The organism is Enterobacter sp. ENT03 (genome assembly GCF_019218745.1).
In the GTDB taxonomy this organism is placed as follows: Bacteria; Pseudomonadota; Gammaproteobacteria; order Enterobacterales; family Enterobacteriaceae; genus Enterobacter_D.
In genome coordinates this window covers 25,319-41,676 of record NZ_JAHUXA010000010.1, presented here as the reverse complement: position 1 = coordinate 41,676, position 16,358 = coordinate 25,319, and the positions used below count along the sequence as shown (strand labels likewise).

Genomic DNA, 16,358 nt, shown 5'->3' with positions numbered 1-16,358 from the left:
ACGGGGCTTTGACCAGAAGTGGGAGTCTTAAAGCCAATTACTTAGGTAATGGCTTGTGTCGTCCCACGGATGATTAACTCGCAGTCCAGCAGCCGCGAACCGCTGCTGACGTTTTGCCCGTGCAGCTGATCCAGTAAAAGCAGCATCGCTTCCCGCCCGATTTTGAAGCGGGGTTGCGACACGGTGGTCAGTGGCGGATCGCAAAACTGGGCGAGCGAAATATTGTCGAAACCAATAATAGACAGATCGTCGGGAATTTTCAGGCCATGCCGTTTTGCACAGGATAACGCCCCCAGCGCCATCACATCGCTGTGACAGAACACCGCGGTGGGCGGTTTTGGCAGCGCCAGCAGTTGCTCCATCGCCGTGCTGCCCGCTTCAAAGGTAAAGTTGCCGCGCGCAATATAGTGCGGGTCAACGGTGATCCCGGTGCGACGCAGCGCCTGCACATAGCCCTGCAAACGATAATGGCACAGCGGCATCTCCTCCGGCCCGGCAATACAGCCGATCAGCTTGTGGCCCTGTTCACGCAGATAATTCACCGCATCAAAGGCCGCAGTCAGGTTATCGATGTGCACCGTCGGCAGTTCCAGCTCAGGGGCGAATTCGTTCGCCATTACCATCGGCGGCAAATTACGCTGTTCTTCGATACTGGCGTCAAACGGCAGGCGCGAGCCGAGCAGCAGCATACCGTCGATCTGCTTGGTAATAATCAGGTCGATAAAGGTTTTTTCCTGCTGATTCTGATGAGCGCAGTCGCCGATCAGCACCAGATAACCCTGTTCCGCCGCCGTCACTTCAATGCCGCGGATGATTTCGCTAAAAAATGGATCGCAGATGTCCGGCACGATGACCAGGATAGTACGCGACTCATTGCGCTTCACGTTGCGCCCCATCGCCTGCGGATAGTAGCCCACTTCAAGGGCGGCCTGTTCTACCCGGTTGCGGGTCGATTGCGAGACTTTATCCGGATTCATTAACGCACGGGACACCGTTGCCGTAGAGACCTTCGCTTTCTCGGCAACGTCTTTCATGGTCGCTGCAGCAACCTCTTTCTTAGCCTTCACCACTTTCTCCTCGCATGCCGACGCAGGCGCAGCCACATCCTCTGTGTCTGACATCAGACACATTTTTATCAGATAGTTACTCGTTTCGGTTACAGTATTTTCATGAAAAGTGTGACGGGTGTTGAATTTTACGATCCGCCTCGCAACCTTAACCTTCGATGGGATCGACATCCAGCACCCACTTCACCTTGCGCGCTTCCGGCAGGGTATTAATGAGCACCAGCGCGCCGCTAATAAGATGTTGCAGGCGAACGCGTGAAGGGTGCTGCAACAGCAGCTGCCAGCGATAGCGACCGCCACGCTTTGGCGCGAGTGCGGGCACCGGCCCTAAAATCCAGGTGTTGTTGTCCAGCAACGGGCTGGCGTGTAGCAGATTGCGCAGCTGTTGCAGGAAAACCGGCGCCTGCTCGTTGTTATGATCTTCAGCACGAATGATCACGTGGCTGGTCCACGGCGGCAGTTGCAGCGTCTGCCGCTCAGCAAGCGCCTGATCCGCAAAGGCGTCGTAGCCTTTATGCAGCAGGGTCTGTAATAAAGGATGTTCCGGATGGTGCGTTTGCAGTACCACTTCGCCCTGCTTGCCCGCGCGACCAGCACGACCAGACACCTGGGTATAGAGCTGGGCAAAGCGCTCGGCGGCGCGAAAATCGGCGGAGAACAGCGCGCCGTCAACGTCCAGCAACGCCACCAGCGTTACGTCCGGGAAATGGTGCCCTTTCGCCAGCATCTGCGTGCCGATTAAGATCCGCGCGCCCCCGCGATGCACTTCTGCCAGATGCTGCTCCAGCGCGCCTTTGCGGCTGGTGGTGTCACGATCGATACGCGACAGGGGCACGCCGGGGAAGAAAGGCGCTAAAGCCTGTTCAAGCTGCTCGGTACCCAGACCCACCGGCATCATGTGTGTGGAGCCGCAGGAGGGGCACTGGCGCGGTACCGGGCGCTGACTGTCGCAGTGGTGGCAGCGTAACTGGCGCTGCGCCTGATGCAGCGTGTAATAGTGATCGCAGCGCGGGCACTCCGCCGTCCAGCCACAATCATGGCACAGGAGCGCCGGCGCAAAACCCCGGCGGTTCAGGAACAGGATCACCTGATTATCCGCCTGCACATGCTGACGGATACGGGCGATCAGCGCGGGTGCCAGCCCCGCCTGGAGTTGCTGCCCTTTTAAATCGAGGACATGCTGCGTGGCCGGGCGTGCATTACCGGCCCGGCGCGTCAGGCGCAGCATGCGGTATTTGCGCTGCCGCACATTGTGCAGCGTTTCCAATGCAGGAGTGGCCGAGCCTAAAATAATCGGGATTTGTTCGCTGTGGGCGCGGTAGACCGCCAGATCGCGGGCGTGATAGCGCCAGCCTTCCTGCTGTTTATACGAGCTGTCGTGCTCTTCGTCGATGACAATGACGCCGAGGTTTTTAAACGGCGTGAACAGCGACGAACGGGTGCCGATAACAATCGCCGCCTCGCCATTTTTCGCTTTCAACCAGGCGCTCAGACGTTCGCTGTCGTTAAGCCCGGAGTGCAGCACTTCCACCGGCGCGTTAAACCGCTCGCGAAAACGCGCGATGGTCTGCGGCGTCAGGCCAATTTCCGGCACCATCACCAGCGCTTGCTTGCCCTGGGCGAGGATATTTTCCAGCACGCTTAAATAGACTTCCGTTTTACCGGAGCCAGTAACGCCCGCCAGCAGCCAGGCGGAAAAGGTGTCAGACTCGCTGTGAATGGCGCCCACGGCGGTAGCCTGCTCGGTGTTCAGGCGCAGCCGCTCGCCGGGAATGGCATAATTTTCCCGCCAGTCGGTCAGGGCCGGGGCTTCGCTATTGAGATCGCTCAAGCCTTTGGCGCGCAGGGCCTGCAAGGCTGCATCGTTAAATTCCAGATCCTGTACCTGATGCCGCCAGATTTTCCCCTGGCGCAGCGCGGCCAGTGCCTGCTGCTGCTTTGGCGATCGTTTCAGGCTGTTGATGTCCACCGCCTGGCCCTGCTCGGTGGCGTACCAGAACCACAGCGGGGCGACGCTGGCGGGCTTACCCTGACGCAGCAGGATCGGCAGCGCGTGAAACAGCACATCCCCCAGCGGATGATGATAATAATCGGCAGCCCACAGCAACAATCGCCAGACGGAGGGGGTAAACACGGGATCGGTGTCCAGCACTTCGACGACGCTTTTCAATTCGTCCAGCGGCAGTTCGCTTTTCTCGCTGACGGAAACCACAATGCCGACCCGCTCCTGCTTACCAAATGGCACGCGCACGCGACACCCCGCGTTGACCGCAGCGCCTTCTGGCAGACGGTAGTCAAACGTACGGGGTAGCGGGACGGGCAGGGCTACGTGAGCGACGGGCATTGAATCATCCTGACTTGAAAACTGGCGGGTTAGTATACACATTAGAAGAGCCGGACGCGGATCAGTTTGCATGTGCTGGTTATTTTCTGTATGATTCGCCGCCTTTGATGTGTTTTGATCGCGTCAAAGAGAACGTAACTACTTTAAACATCGCGTGGTGTCTGGCGTTAGGGCTGGAAGAGCGACGCGGCCTTAAACTGAGGTTTCTCCCATGAAAAAAGGTATTCACCCGAATTATTCTGAAATTACTGCAAACTGTTCTTGCGGTAATGTGATCAAAATCCGCTCTACTGTGGGTCACGATCTGAACCTGGACGTGTGTGGCCAGTGCCACCCGTTCTATACTGGCAAGCAGCGTGACGTTGCTACCGGTGGCCGTGTTGACCGCTTTAACAAGCGCTTCAGCCTGCCAGGCAGCAGCAAATAAGTATCCGCTGTCAGAAAAAAAGCGCCGAAAGGCGCTTTTTTTTTTGCTTCTGTAATTCAGAATTGAAATATTAATTTGTTTGTTGAATAAATAATTTATTTTAATAACTATACCCGTCGTCTTTCAAGTTGCAGGACAAAAAGGATTCGCGTGTTGAACGGCGCTGACTCTGGAGGGCTGAGGCCAAAGACCGAGCCGAGCCAACGCATATGCAACCTGAAGCATACCCTCAATGAAACACTATTTTTGTTTTATCAATAAAATGTTTCTTCTGGTGATCTTCATCATTTTCATCTTCACGTTTTTGCCATTTATTTCTTTTTTTTGGCAAAATCAAGAAGGTTTTATCGCTCTTGCTTAAATACACTTTTTGAGAAGTTGAAAATTATTTATAGACTCGCTTCACTTTCTCCTTTTCAGGGGAGCTAATTGTGTATTAAAGAGGGATGGTTATGAAATTCAAATTGGCGCTATTACTTATTCCATTATTATCTGCGGCCGCACACGCGGGTTATGTCGATTATCGTCATGAATATTATGACGATGGGCGTAACTATGATCGTGTTTATATGTCTCACCGTTTTGCCACGGGTTTTGGCGTGGCAGTCGAAGCCATTTCACGTTCCGATGATTCGCAATCTAATGATGCGTGGAACAATATGGAAAGTAACGGTAACGAGTATACGGCAAGCTACCAGTTCACTTGGCAGGACTTCATCTGGCAACCAGGTATCGCAGTCGAAACAGGCGATAACATCACAATTTATAAGCCTTATCTTCGCGTACAGTACAATATCAATGACTCCTGGTGGACTGCGTTCCGCTATCGTCAGGAGTACATGCGCAGAAATGCTGACGGTAAAGATGACCGTATGGTCTATCGCCCTGAAGTATGGCTCGGTTATAACCTCAACAACTGGATGTTTGAACTAAACGGTATTTATAAGATCGCCGATAGCGAAGATTTGTATAACAACAAAAAAGAGGATTATGAATATAACTTCCGCGTAGCCCATAAGTTTGGTTCTTGGGTTCCTTTTGTTGAGGTCGGTAACGTCTCCTCGGGTTATAACACGACAACCACATCCGATCGCCAGACTCGTTATCGTGTTGGTATTGGTTATAACTTCTGAGTGTTAATACTCAACATGTCGGTGTATTTCAGGATGTCCACATAATTTGCGTGCACAATATGGTCAAGGGGTTGACATCATGTCTAATGATGGAACTATGACCGGAAGCAATAACAGCATTGCTGTCAGGCCTTTCGGATTCAGAGATAAAATTGGTTATTTGTGTGGTGACCTGGGAACCTGTTTTATTCTTGGGTTGGTTAATAGTTTTTTAATGATTTATTACACTAATGTACTCGGCATTTCCGGCGTTATTGTCGGCTCACTCTATTTTGTGACCAAACTCTTTGATGCGTTTGTCGATGTTGGCGTAGGGCGCTTATGTGATACCTCTAAGTTGACGGTTCATGGGCGTTTTAATCCTTGGGTGCGTCGCATGAAGTATCCGTTCTGTATCATTGCAGTCGTCCTGTTCCTGCCATTTGTGCATGATTTTTCGTATACGGCGAAAATTATCTACGTCTGCTGCTCCTATTTTATTTACGGTTCACTGTTATCGACTGTGAGTATTCCTTATGGCGCTATGTCTGCGGCGATTAGCTCAAACCCGGAAGATCGTGTGTCACTCTCGACTTACCGCAGCGTAGGGTCAGCAATCGGCGGCGGGGCAACCGGCTTTTTTATTCCTATCCTGATGTACACCACCCTGGTGGATGGAAGCCAGGTGATTTCCGGGCAGCACTTCTTCTGGATCGCCATTGGTTGCGCAGTGTTGGGCTTTATCTTCTTAACGTTGACCTGCCAGTTAACGACAGAACGCGTGCGCGTGGAGAGAAAAGAGAGCATGCCCGTTTCGGTGCTGCTGAAGGGGTTGTTACGTAATAAAGCACTGATTGTTTTAGTTGTTGTGGATCTGCTTATCGTGATTAATCAGGGGCTTTCCGGCACCAATATGACTTACCTGTTTAATGACTACTTCCACAATAAAGAGGCAATGTCTGTCGCGTTGCTGTTTACCTTTGGCTCCCTGATTTTGCTGGCCCCATCGGCATCCTGGCTTACGACGCGGTTTGGTAAAAAAGAGGCCAGCGTAGGTGCGTTACTCTTTGCGGTGATGATGTATCTACTGATGTACTTCATCCATATTACGGACGCGAAAGTCTATTTGGTTTTCCTGTTTCTGGCGACACTGGGGGCAGGGTTATTCAACCTGATGATTTGGGCGTTTATGACTGATGTCTGTGATTATCACCAGTATGTCACCGGTGATCGTGAGGATGGCACCGTTTATGGTGTGAACTTCTTTGCCCGCAAGATTGGTCAGGCGTGCGCAGGGGCCATTGGCGATTTTATGCTGGCCATTATTGGTTATCAATCCTCGTCAACGGGCGGCGCGGTGCAAACCAGCGTTGTGCAGGAAAATATTTATACGATGGCGAATCTCATACCGGCTTTATGCCTGTTTTTGGCGGCGGTCATTCTGATTTATTTCTATCCATTGAACCGTAAAGAAACGCTCAAAATGGAAGAAACGCTGAATAAATTCAATGGTATTAGTAAGTAACGTGGTGAGAGTATGAACGGTTCGGGAAGAGGCGGGAGTAATCCCGCCTCTTTTCATCTTTATATACCCGTCGTCTTTCAGGCGGCTTCTTTGTTGACATGCGCAAGTTTAGCGGGATTGGTGAGAGGTATCCTGTCTCTCGCCGGAGGCCAGCCTTTGGCTGGTCAATCTGGTGACTGGCTCATTAGAAAACAGGTCTTATTCAGGCAGGTCGTATTGGCCTGCACTGCGCGCATGACACTTCCCGCCGTGAGTTTTAGCATCGGATTTATCGCTATTCCGGCGCTTTGCATCCCTTTGGCAGTCCACTTGTTGCATGTATTCAGAATGCCATAACGACCATTTGCGACATAGAACTGGCTGTCACCATAAATTCCCTTTTTTAACGGAATAAGATCGCCAGCGTCGTCACGGGCGAAGCTGCGGCCAATGTAGCGCATTAGCCCACTGTACTGGCTGTTGTTAATGAACCGGGACTGGACATCGCTGGCGGAAAAGTAGCGCTCAGGCGCGTTGGAAAAGGCGACAACGTGCATGACCGCCCCGGATGACCAGAACATGGCCCGTAAGGTGAGTTGGGTGGTGATCTCCTGCGCCTGGTAAAAGTCTTTATCTCCCCAGCCAATTTCATACCACTGTGTTTGCATAAAACGCGTCTTTAGCTGCGGCAGGATGAGGTTGACGTCGCGCGCAGAGACGATAATCCCGGTGTGCCAGCCGTGGCTGACGATAAATATTTGATGTTCCGGTGAAGGCTGCTGATTCGTCCTGGCGGGCGTTACTGTCTGTGGATACGTCGAGCAACCACATAGCAATGTTGCCATTAAAGTAATAAGGCGTTTGTTCATCGTTGGTCACCAGGAAACCAGCGGCCACTCTTTAGCGACAGTTTCCAACTGTGATGCATCAAAAATGGCCTGCGGGGAGACAACGGTTTCATCAAGCGGAATATTTTTACCGTAGCGCTCTTTGAGTTTGCTTTGCACCACAGGATGAGTGAGATCGAAATCCTTAAGCTTTTGCAGTTTACCGACGCGCATTTCCAGGGCGTTCTGATACACCTTCCATACGACTTCTGAACAATACTGGCGTTTATCACTCCAGGAAAAAGTCAGATCGTAAGGTATGCCGAGATAGCGTGTTGCGGTATGCGCCAGTTTTTGCTGCTGCGACTCTGAACTCTGAAAGACCATCGCTTACGCGTCTGACGATGTACTTGCTACCTTCGCCCCGTGAAATCCACTGCGGGAGTGGGGTGTAGACCACCGGGCCAATGGCTTCAAAAACATAGGGTTTTTTAGCGCGAATAACGATCATACCCATATGGCTGTAGTCCGAATGGGTCGCAAGTTGAATAGCCTGGCTTTGGGATGAATGAGAAATCTGAAAGATGAGGTCGCCGGTTTGGGGTTGCCAGGCAAAAACGGGGGCAGTAATCAACAGAGCGCAAAGCAATAAGCCATGTCTCATGACATTACATCCTTGTTATATAACTAAAAAGGCGGCCATGATACCAGCGCCGCTCTTTATCAGTATTCCCACGTATCCGGGTCGATACCCAGTTCACGCATGATGATCTTCGCCGCTTCCGGGATCTCATCGCTGCGCTCTTTACGCAGGTCTTCATCGTTCGGCAAAGGCTGACCGGTAAAGGCATGCAGGAACGCTTCACACAGCAGTTCACTGTTAGTGGCGTGACGCAGGTTGTTCACCTGACGACGAGTACGTTCATCGGTGAGGATTTTTAACACCTTCAGAGGAATGGAAACCGTAATTTTTTTTACTTGCTCACTCTTCTTACCGTGCTCAGCGTATGGGCTGATATATTCGCCGCTCCATTCAGCCATGAGATACCTTTAATCCTCTCAGTCATTAGTAAAAGGTCGAAACCTGATCAAACGCAGGTACCGCACCGTAATCTCGCGTAGTTTACCGTAGAGACGACACCGTGACACGGAGTATCGAATCGGCGGCCATGCGCTAACGCATATAATTTTAACGGCTATTATGCATTTGCTCAATCTATACGCAAAGAAGTTTAGATGTCCAGATGTATTGACGTCCATAATTACAATGCTATTCTGATGGCTGACTTTTCATCCCTTAAGCCAGGAAGCCTTCCCATGACGCGTAAACAGGCCACCATCGCAGTGCGTAGCGGATTGAATGATGACGAGCAGTACGGCTGCGTTGTCCCGCCGATTCATCTCTCCAGCACCTATAATTTCACCGGATTCAACGAACCACGTGCCCATGACTACTCCCGCCGCGGTAACCCGACGCGCGATGTCGTGCAACGCGCGCTGGCCGAGCTGGAAGGCGGTGCAGGCGCGGTGATGACCAATACCGGCATGTCGGCGATCCACCTGGTGACTACCGTTTTCCTGAAGCCCGGCGATCTGCTGGTGGCACCGCACGATTGCTACGGCGGCAGCTACCGTCTGTTCGACAGTCTGGCAAAACGCGGCTGTTATCGCGTTTTATTTGTCGATCAGGGGGACGAGCAGGCATTAAAATCGGCGCTGGCCGAAAAACCGAAACTGGTACTGGTGGAAAGTCCAAGCAACCCATTGTTGCGCGTCGTGGATATTGCGAAAATCTGTCAGCTGGCACGTGAAGCCGGTGCCGTAAGCGTGGTGGATAACACCTTCTTAAGCCCGGCGTTGCAGAACCCGCTGGCGCTGGGTGCCGATCTGGTTTTACATTCATGCACTAAATATCTGAACGGCCATTCCGACGTGGTAGCGGGCGTGGTGATTGCCAAAGACGAGGCGACCGTCACCGAACTGGCATGGTGGGCGAATAATATCGGCGTCACCGGCAGCGCCTTTGACAGCTATCTGCTGCTGCGCGGACTGCGTACCTTGTCGCCGCGTATGGAAGTGGCGCAACGCAATGCCCAGGGAATTGTGGATTTCCTTAAAACGCAGCCGCTGGTGAAAAAACTGTATCACCCGTCGTTGCCGGATAATCAGGGCCACGAGATTGCTGCACGTCAGCAAAAAGGATTTGGCGCCATGCTCAGTTTTGAACTGGATGGCGATGAACAAACATTACGTCGTTTCTTAAGCGGGCTGTCACTGTTTACGCTGGCGGAGTCGTTAGGGGGAGTTGAAAGTTTGATCTCTCACGCCGCCACCATGACACACGCAGGCATGGCACCAGAAGCGCGGGCCGCGGCGGGCATTTCCGAAACGCTGCTGCGTATTTCCACCGGCATCGAAGATGGCGAAGATTTAATTGCCGACCTGGAAAATGGCTTCCGGGCAGCAAACAAGGGGTAAACATGAGTGTGATTGCGCAGGCAGGGACGAAGGGTCGTCAACTGCATAAGTTTGGTGGGAGTAGTCTGGCTGACGTGAAATGTTACCTGCGCGTGGCGGGTATCATGGCGGAATATTCGCAGCCTGGCGACATGATGGTCGTCTCGGCGGCGGGCAGCACCACCAACCAACTGATCAGCTGGCTGAAGTTAAGCCAGACCGACAGACTCTCTGCGCATCAGGTTCAACAGGCGCTACGTCGCTATCAAAGCGATCTGATCAGCGGCCTGCTGCCTGCGGATATGGCCGACACGCTCACCCAGGCCTTTATTCACGATCTGGAGCGCCTGGCGGCGCTGCTCGATCGCGGCATCACCGACGCGGTCTATGCGGAAGTGGTGGGGCACGGTGAAATCTGGTCTGCGCGCCTGATGTCTGCCGTGCTCAATTTACAGGGCATGGAATCCGCGTGGCTGGATGCGCGCGATTTCCTGCGCGCCGAGCGCGGCCCGCAGCCGCAGGTAAATGAAGGCTTATCCTATCCGCTGTTGCAGCAACTGCTGGTACAGCATCCAAATAAACGTACCGTGGTGACGGGCTTTATCTGCCGCAACGACGCCGGGGAAACCGTGCTGCTGGGCCGTAACGGCTCTGACTATTCGGCGACGCAAATCGGCGCGCTGGGCGGCGTGTCCCGCGTGACCATCTGGAGCGACGTGGCCGGGGTGTACAGCGCCGACCCGCGTAAAGTGAAAGATGCCTGCCTGCTGCCGCTGCTGCGCCTGGATGAAGCGAGCGAACTGGCCCGTCTGGCCGCGCCGGTGCTCCACGCCCGAACGTTACAGCCGGTTTCTGCCAGCGACATCGATCTGCAACTGCGTTGCAGCTACAACCCGGAGCAAGGCTCCACGCGCATTGAGCGCGTGCTGGCGTCCGGCACCGGAGCGCGCATTGTCACCAGTCATGATGACGTCTGCCTGATCGAGTTCCAGGTCCCGGCGAGCCAGGATTTCGCGCTGGCGCATAAAGAGGTGGATCTGATCCTCAAGCGCGCGCAGCTGCGTCCGCTGGCGGTCGGCATTCATAACGATCGCAACCTGCTGCAACTTTGCTACACCTCGGAAGTGGTCGACAGTGCGCTCAAGCTACTACAGGACGCCGGGCTGACGGGCGAACTGCGTCTGCGTCAGGGACTGGCGCTGGTGGCGCTGGTGGGGGCGGGCGTATGCCGTAATCCGCTGCACAGCCATCGCTTCTGGCAGCAGTTAAAGGGGCAGCCGGTGGAGTTTATCTGGCAGTCCGACGATAGCATCAGCCTGGTGGCCGTGCTGCGCGCCGGGCCGACGGAAAGCCTGATCCAGGGCCTGCACCAGTCGCTGTTCCGCGCGGAAAAACGTATCGGCCTGGTGCTGTTTGGCAAAGGCAATATCGGCTCGCGCTGGCTGGAGCTGTTTGCCCGCGAGCAGGGCGCGCTGTCGGCGCGTACCGGTTTTGAATTTGTGCTGGCAGGCGTGGTGGACAGCCGCCGCAGCCTGCTGAGCTATGACGGGCTGGATGCCAGTCGCGCGCTGGCGTTCTTCAATGATGAAGCCGTCGAGCAGGATGAGGAGTCGCTGTTCCTGTGGATGCGCGCCCATCCCTATGATGACTTAGTGGTGCTGGACGTGACTGCCAGCGAACAGCTGGCCGATCAGTATCTGGATTTCGCCAGCCACGGTTTCCACGTCATCAGCGCCAATAAACTGGCCGGGGCAAGCACCAGCCATAAATACCGCCAGATCTACGACGCCTTCGAAAAAACGGGCCGTCACTGGCTGTATAACGCCACCGTGGGCGCGGGCTTACCGGTGAACCATACCGTGCGCGATCTGATCGACAGCGGCGACTCCATTCTCGCCATCAGCGGGATTTTCTCCGGTACGCTCTCCTGGCTGTTCCTGCAGTTTGACGGCACCGTGCCCTTTACGGAGCTGGTGGATCAGGCCTGGCAGCAGGGGCTGACCGAGCCGGATCCGCGCGTCGATCTCTCCGGTAAAGATGTGATGCGTAAGCTGGTGATCCTCGCCCGTGAAGCGGGTTATGACATCGAGCCGGATCAGGTGCGCGTGGAGTCGCTGGTGCCACAAGGCTGTGAAGAGGGATCGGTGGATCACTTCTTTGAGAACGGCGATGAACTGAACGACCAGATGGTGCAGCGGCTGGAAGCGGCGCGGGAAATGGGCCTTGTGCTGCGTTACGTGGCGCGCTTCAATGCCAACGGTAAAGCGCGCGTGGGTGTGGAAGCGGTACGCCCTGAGCACCCGCTGGCGGCCCTGCTGCCGTGCGACAACGTGTTTGCCATCGAAAGCCGCTGGTATCGCGATAACCCGCTGGTGATCCGCGGGCCTGGTGCGGGGCGCGATGTCACCGCCGGGGCCATCCAGTCAGACATTAATCGTCTGGCACAGTTGCTGTAGTGTTTATCCCCCTCACTGCCACAGTGAGGGGGCTTTCCATCCTGAATTTTTTTCATCTTCCCTGAACATTCCTCACCCAGATTAATGATAATTCTGTTGACGCCAAATCGCTTTTCCGTCATTTTTACATCTGGACGTCTAAACGTATAGAAGTTCACATTACAATAAACAACGACACGCGATTGATGAGGTAAGGTATGAGCTTTTTTCACGCCAACCAGCGGGAAGCCCTGAATCAGAGCCTGGCAGAAGTGCAGGGGCAAATTAATGTATCTTTTGAGTTTTTCCCGCCGCGCACCAGTGAAATGGAACAGACTTTATGGCAGTCCATCGATCGCCTGAGCAGCCTGAAGCCAAAATTTGTCTCCGTGACTTATGGCGCCAACTCTGGCGAGCGCGACCGCACGCACAGCATTATTAAAGGCATCAAAGATAAAACCGGCCTGGAAGCCGCTCCCCATCTGACCTGTATTGACGCGACGCGCGACGAGCTGCGTACCATCGCCCAGGATTACTGGAACAACGGCATCCGTCATATCGTGGCGCTGCGCGGCGATCTGCCGCCGGGCGGCGGTAAGCCGGATATGTACGCCACCGATCTGGTTGCGCTGTTAAAAGAGGTCGCCGATTTTGATATTTCCGTTGCCGCCTACCCGGAAGTTCACCCGGAAGCGAAAAGCGCGCAGGCGGATCTGCTGAACCTGAAACGCAAAATCGACGCCGGGGCTAACCGCGCCATTACGCAGTTTTTCTTTGATGTGGAAAGCTACCTGCGTTTCCGCGACCGCTGCGCCTCGACCGGCATCGACGTGGAAATTATTCCGGGCATTTTGCCAGTCTCTAACTTTAAGCAGGCGAAAAAATTTGCCGACATGACCAACGTGCGTATTCCGGCGTGGATGTCACAGATGTTCAACGGACTGGATGATGATGCCGAAACCCGCAAGCTGGTAGGCGCGAATATCGCCATGGACATGGTGAAGATTTTAAGCCGCGAAGGGGTGAAGGATTTTCACTTCTACACGCTGAACCGCGCCGAAATGAGCTACGCCATTTGCCATACGCTGGGCGTTCGCCCGGCGCTGTAATCAAAACGCCGGGCATCACTGCCCGGCAGAATGCATATCACTGATTGCCGGTTTGATCGCCATACGGCAAGGTATCGTAATCAATCAGGGCATTTTTCTTGTACGGGTTGCCAATCCAGCGCGTTATCTCTTTAAACTGTGGGTTGATCAGGGAGCGCGTCGGATCGTAGCCATCGTAGGTTAACCCCGCTAAATCAGACCAGGTGTGAATAAGTTCAGAGCTACTGTACTTACGATCGACATCTGCTGAGAAATCACGCGGATGCGCTGCCTGCCATTTTTCTGATGTCCACAGCAGGAACGGGATCGTATACATATGACGCGTCGGGTTGTCTTCGTTACGCCCCTGCGTTTTATGCGGCGGCGTGTCATACACCTCTTCGCCATGATCGGAGAAGTAGAGCAGGAAGCCGTTCGGATCGGTCGCCTTGTAATCCTTAATCAGACTGGCAATCACTGAGTCATTGTACAGGTTGGCATTGTCGTAATCGTTATACGACTCCCGCTCTTCATCGCTCAGACCCGCCGGGACATTATCGGTTTTGTCGTCGAACTTACCCTCATTTTCAGGGTAGCGGAACTTGTACTTTATATGCGTACCCAGCAGATGCACGATGATGAACTTCTTCGGCGCCGGGTCAGCCAGCACCTGTTTAAAAGGCGCGAGAACATTGCTGTCATATTCCCGTGCACTTTGGGTCCGCTGCTGGTTCATGTAGAACTGCTTATCGGTTTGCTTCGAAAACACCGTCAGCATGGTATTACGGGCGGTCATCGTCTGCTGGTTAGTGATCCAGAAGGTTTTATATCCCGCCTGTTTCATCATGTTCATCAGCGACGGTTTCGTCAGATACAGATCCGGGTTCTTTTCGTTAGCGAAGGTCAGCGCCTGCTGGAGGATCTCAATGGTGTACGGACGTGAAGTCACGACGTTATTGAACACGGTCAGCTGCGGATCGGTTTTATGCAGCGCGTCCAACGCCGGCGTCGTGTCGCGCGGATAACCGTACAGACTCATGCGCCCACGTTGGGTGGATTCACCGATAACCAGCACCAGCGTGCGCGGGGCATCGCCGGAGTTATCTTTAAAGTGAGCCAACGGCGGCAGCGCATCGTTCTTGTTGAGCAAGCTGTTCAACGAGTTAAGCTGCTGACGATACTGATAATACCCGGAGATAAACTGCCAGGGGGCCGCCGGTTCCATACGTGAGGCAAGGCCATCGAGCGTGTTCTTAATGGGTTTATGGTGGATCACTGAATTGACCACAACAGGATGCAAAATCAGGCCGTACAGCAGGGCAAAGGATACCAGGTAGCGCCAGGGCGAAGGAATATAAACCGGGCGCAGGCGCGTCCACAACAGAATGGCGACCGCGGTATAGACCAGCGCGACAAGAATAATCTTCAGATTAAAATATTGCCTCAGATATTCGCCAGCTTCGTTGGCGTTGGATTCGAAGATAACGAACAGCACGCTCTGCGAGAATTCCTGGCCATAAATGAGGTAATAGCTGAGCGCCGACAGTGAGGCGGCCCACAGCGCCACGCCGATGATAGCGGCGATAAGGCGGATGTGTTTCGGGAACACGAGTACCGGGATCAACCATAACGAGCTAAACAGCAGCGAGTCGCGCAGACCGTTGAAGCCGCTATAACCGGTCACATAAATAATGACCTGCAATAATGAAGAGAAAAACCAAAAGTAAAGGAGTGCCCAGCCGAGGGCTTTTCCGCTAAAAGCGGGCCTGGACTGGATGTGTGTAGATTGCATGTTATCGACCTGTCTTTATTAGTGGCGCTAAATATAGCGACTAAACCTTAATAAGATCTGAAGTGGGAAAAGCAGACAGGAATATATTTAAAGCGTGAATATTATAAAAGGAGTATTTCACATCACCCTCGTGAATAGCACGAAGGTGATGTGAAGTGGGAGCGTTAGCCGGCGTTATGCATCCGGCAACGGTTTATTCCCACTCTTCGAGGAAACGCTGACCGTACTGATCGGCGACGATCAGCGCGGCGTACACTTCATCAGGCGTAGCGCCGCCCGGCATATTGTGAATGGTTTCCCCTGCTGCACAGGCCGTCTCCGCCACGCGCCGCATTTTCGCCGGAATATCGGTTTTAATGTCCAGCTGGGCGAGGGTAATCGGCAAACCGACGCTGTGGCACAGTGACGCCACGGTTTCTATCTCCTCAACCGAGGCATTTTCTAGCACCAACTGCGTCAGCGTACCGAACGCGACTTTTTCACCGTGATAGAAATGATGCGCGTCCGGGATCGCCGTCAGACCATTATGCACCGCATGGGCTGCCGCCAGCCCGCCGCTTTCAAAGCCGACACCGCTGAGATAGGTATTGGCTTCCACCACGCGCTCCAGCGCCGCGGTAACCACATGCTGTTCGGCGGCCAGCATCGCTTTTTCACCCTGTTCCAACAGCGTGTTGTAACACAGCTCGGCCAGCGCCAGCGCCGCCTGGGTGCACTGGCCGCCCGCCATGGTCGTCGCCCCGCTGCGGGCGCAGGCGCGCGCTTCAAACCAGGTCGCCAGCGCATCGCCGATCCCGGCAGCCAGCAGACGCGCAGGCGCGCCCGCCACCACTTTGGTATCGACAATCACCAGATCCGGGTTTTTCGGCAGCATCAGATAACGTTCAAATTCACCGGCCTCGGTGTAAATCACCGACAGCGCACTGCACGGCGCATCGGTTGAGGCGATGGTCGGCGCAATCGCCACCGGCAGATGCATGTAATACGCCAGCGCTTTAGCGGTATCCAGCGTTTTACCGCCGCCAATACCCAGCACCGCCGTGCAGTCTGCCTCTTCAGCCAGCGCGCGCAGACGGTCGATTTCCGTTTGTGAGCATTCGCCGCCGAAGGGAACAATATCGACACTCAGATCGGCGTCATCAAAGCTTTTTTCCAGCGTCTCCTGCGCGAAGCCCAGAACGAATTTATCACCGACCACCAGCCAGCTTTCCGCCAGCGGTTTCAGATAGTCTCCCAGACGGGTGAGCACATCAGCACCCTGAATGTATTTACCCGGTGACTGAATAATGTGGTCCATCGTTGTCT

Annotated in this window: 12 protein-coding genes and 1 pseudogene; 6 read left to right on the top strand and 7 right to left on the bottom strand. The window is 54.1% G+C overall.

Translation table 11 applies throughout. The annotated features are described in order from the left end of the window. Nucleotides 1-41: 41 nt before the first annotated feature. Nucleotides 42-1,067 carry a DNA-binding transcriptional regulator CytR gene (cytR, locus tag KW828_RS13695; protein WP_218336964.1) on the bottom strand — a complete coding sequence of 342 codons (1,026 nt, stop codon included), beginning with the start codon at nucleotides 1,065-1,067 and terminating at the stop codon, nucleotides 42-44. Nucleotides 1,068-1,215: 148 nt separating this feature from the next. Beyond that, nucleotides 1,216-3,411: a primosomal protein N' gene (gene priA, locus KW828_RS13690; RefSeq protein WP_218336868.1), complete on the bottom strand. Its 2,196-nt coding sequence runs from the start codon at nucleotides 3,409-3,411 to the stop codon at nucleotides 1,216-1,218. Between the two features lie 211 nt (nucleotides 3,412-3,622). Between priA and rpmE the strand changes: the two genes are divergently transcribed. The 3 genes from rpmE to KW828_RS13675 all read left to right on the top strand — a co-directional run bounded on the left by rpmE (nucleotide 3,623) and on the right by KW828_RS13675 (nucleotide 6,475). Continuing rightward, nucleotides 3,623-3,838 carry a 50S ribosomal protein L31 gene (gene rpmE, locus KW828_RS13685; protein ID WP_218336867.1) on the top strand — a complete coding sequence of 72 codons (216 nt, stop codon included), beginning with the start codon at nucleotides 3,623-3,625 and terminating at the stop codon, nucleotides 3,836-3,838. 452 nt (nucleotides 3,839-4,290) lie between these two features. Beyond that, nucleotides 4,291-4,971 carry an oligogalacturonate-specific porin KdgM family protein gene (locus KW828_RS13680; protein WP_218336866.1) on the top strand — a complete coding sequence of 227 codons (681 nt, stop codon included), beginning with the start codon at nucleotides 4,291-4,293 and terminating at the stop codon, nucleotides 4,969-4,971. A 79-nt stretch (nucleotides 4,972-5,050) separates the two neighbouring features. Further along, a complete protein-coding gene (locus KW828_RS13675) occupies nucleotides 5,051-6,475 on the top strand; it encodes an MFS transporter (protein WP_218336865.1) in 1,425 nt (474 codons plus the stop codon). A gap of 164 nt (nucleotides 6,476-6,639) precedes the next feature. On the opposite strand, the gene KW828_RS13670 is transcribed toward KW828_RS13675, so the two are convergent. The 3 genes and pseudogenes from KW828_RS13670 to metJ form a co-directional block, all read right to left on the bottom strand. Next, nucleotides 6,640-7,323, bottom strand: coding sequence for a TIGR02117 family protein (locus KW828_RS13670; protein ID WP_218336864.1), 684 nt, complete (start codon nucleotides 7,321-7,323; stop codon nucleotides 6,640-6,642). 6 nt (nucleotides 7,324-7,329) lie between these two features. Continuing rightward, nucleotides 7,330-7,945, bottom strand: a pseudogene (locus KW828_RS13665) (YiiX family permuted papain-like enzyme). Nucleotides 7,946-8,004: 59 nt separating this feature from the next. After that, nucleotides 8,005-8,322, bottom strand: coding sequence for a met regulon transcriptional regulator MetJ (gene metJ / locus KW828_RS13660; protein ID WP_072571323.1), 318 nt, complete (start codon nucleotides 8,320-8,322; stop codon nucleotides 8,005-8,007). 276 nt (nucleotides 8,323-8,598) lie between these two features. Here metJ and metB point away from each other — a divergent pair, with 276 nt between their 5' ends. The 3 genes from metB to metF all read left to right on the top strand — a co-directional run bounded on the left by metB (nucleotide 8,599) and on the right by metF (nucleotide 13,282). Then, on the top strand, nucleotides 8,599-9,759 hold the full coding sequence (gene metB / locus KW828_RS13655) for a cystathionine gamma-synthase (RefSeq protein ID WP_088222128.1): 1,161 nt from the start codon (nucleotides 8,599-8,601) through the stop codon (nucleotides 9,757-9,759). Nucleotides 9,760-9,761: 2 nt separating this feature from the next. After that, a complete protein-coding gene (locus KW828_RS13650; RefSeq protein WP_218336863.1) occupies nucleotides 9,762-12,194 on the top strand; it encodes a bifunctional aspartate kinase/homoserine dehydrogenase II in 2,433 nt (810 codons plus the stop codon). A gap of 197 nt (nucleotides 12,195-12,391) precedes the next feature. After that, nucleotides 12,392-13,282 (top strand): methylenetetrahydrofolate reductase, encoded by an 891-nt coding sequence (gene metF / locus KW828_RS13645; protein WP_218336862.1) that lies wholly within the window; start codon nucleotides 12,392-12,394, stop codon nucleotides 13,280-13,282. 37 nt (nucleotides 13,283-13,319) lie between these two features. Here metF and KW828_RS13640 read toward each other — a convergent pair whose 3' ends face one another. Together KW828_RS13640 and KW828_RS13635 are read right to left on the bottom strand one after the other, a co-directional pair. Beyond that, nucleotides 13,320-15,053 (bottom strand): phosphoethanolamine transferase CptA, encoded by a 1,734-nt coding sequence (locus tag KW828_RS13640; protein ID WP_218336861.1) that lies wholly within the window; start codon nucleotides 15,051-15,053, stop codon nucleotides 13,320-13,322. A gap of 193 nt (nucleotides 15,054-15,246) precedes the next feature. Beyond that, the gene (locus KW828_RS13635) at nucleotides 15,247-16,350 is read right to left on the bottom strand and encodes a glycerol dehydrogenase (protein WP_218336860.1); all 1,104 of its coding nucleotides are present in this window, start codon (nucleotides 16,348-16,350) and stop codon (nucleotides 15,247-15,249) included. Nucleotides 16,351-16,358 lie beyond the last annotated feature (8 nt).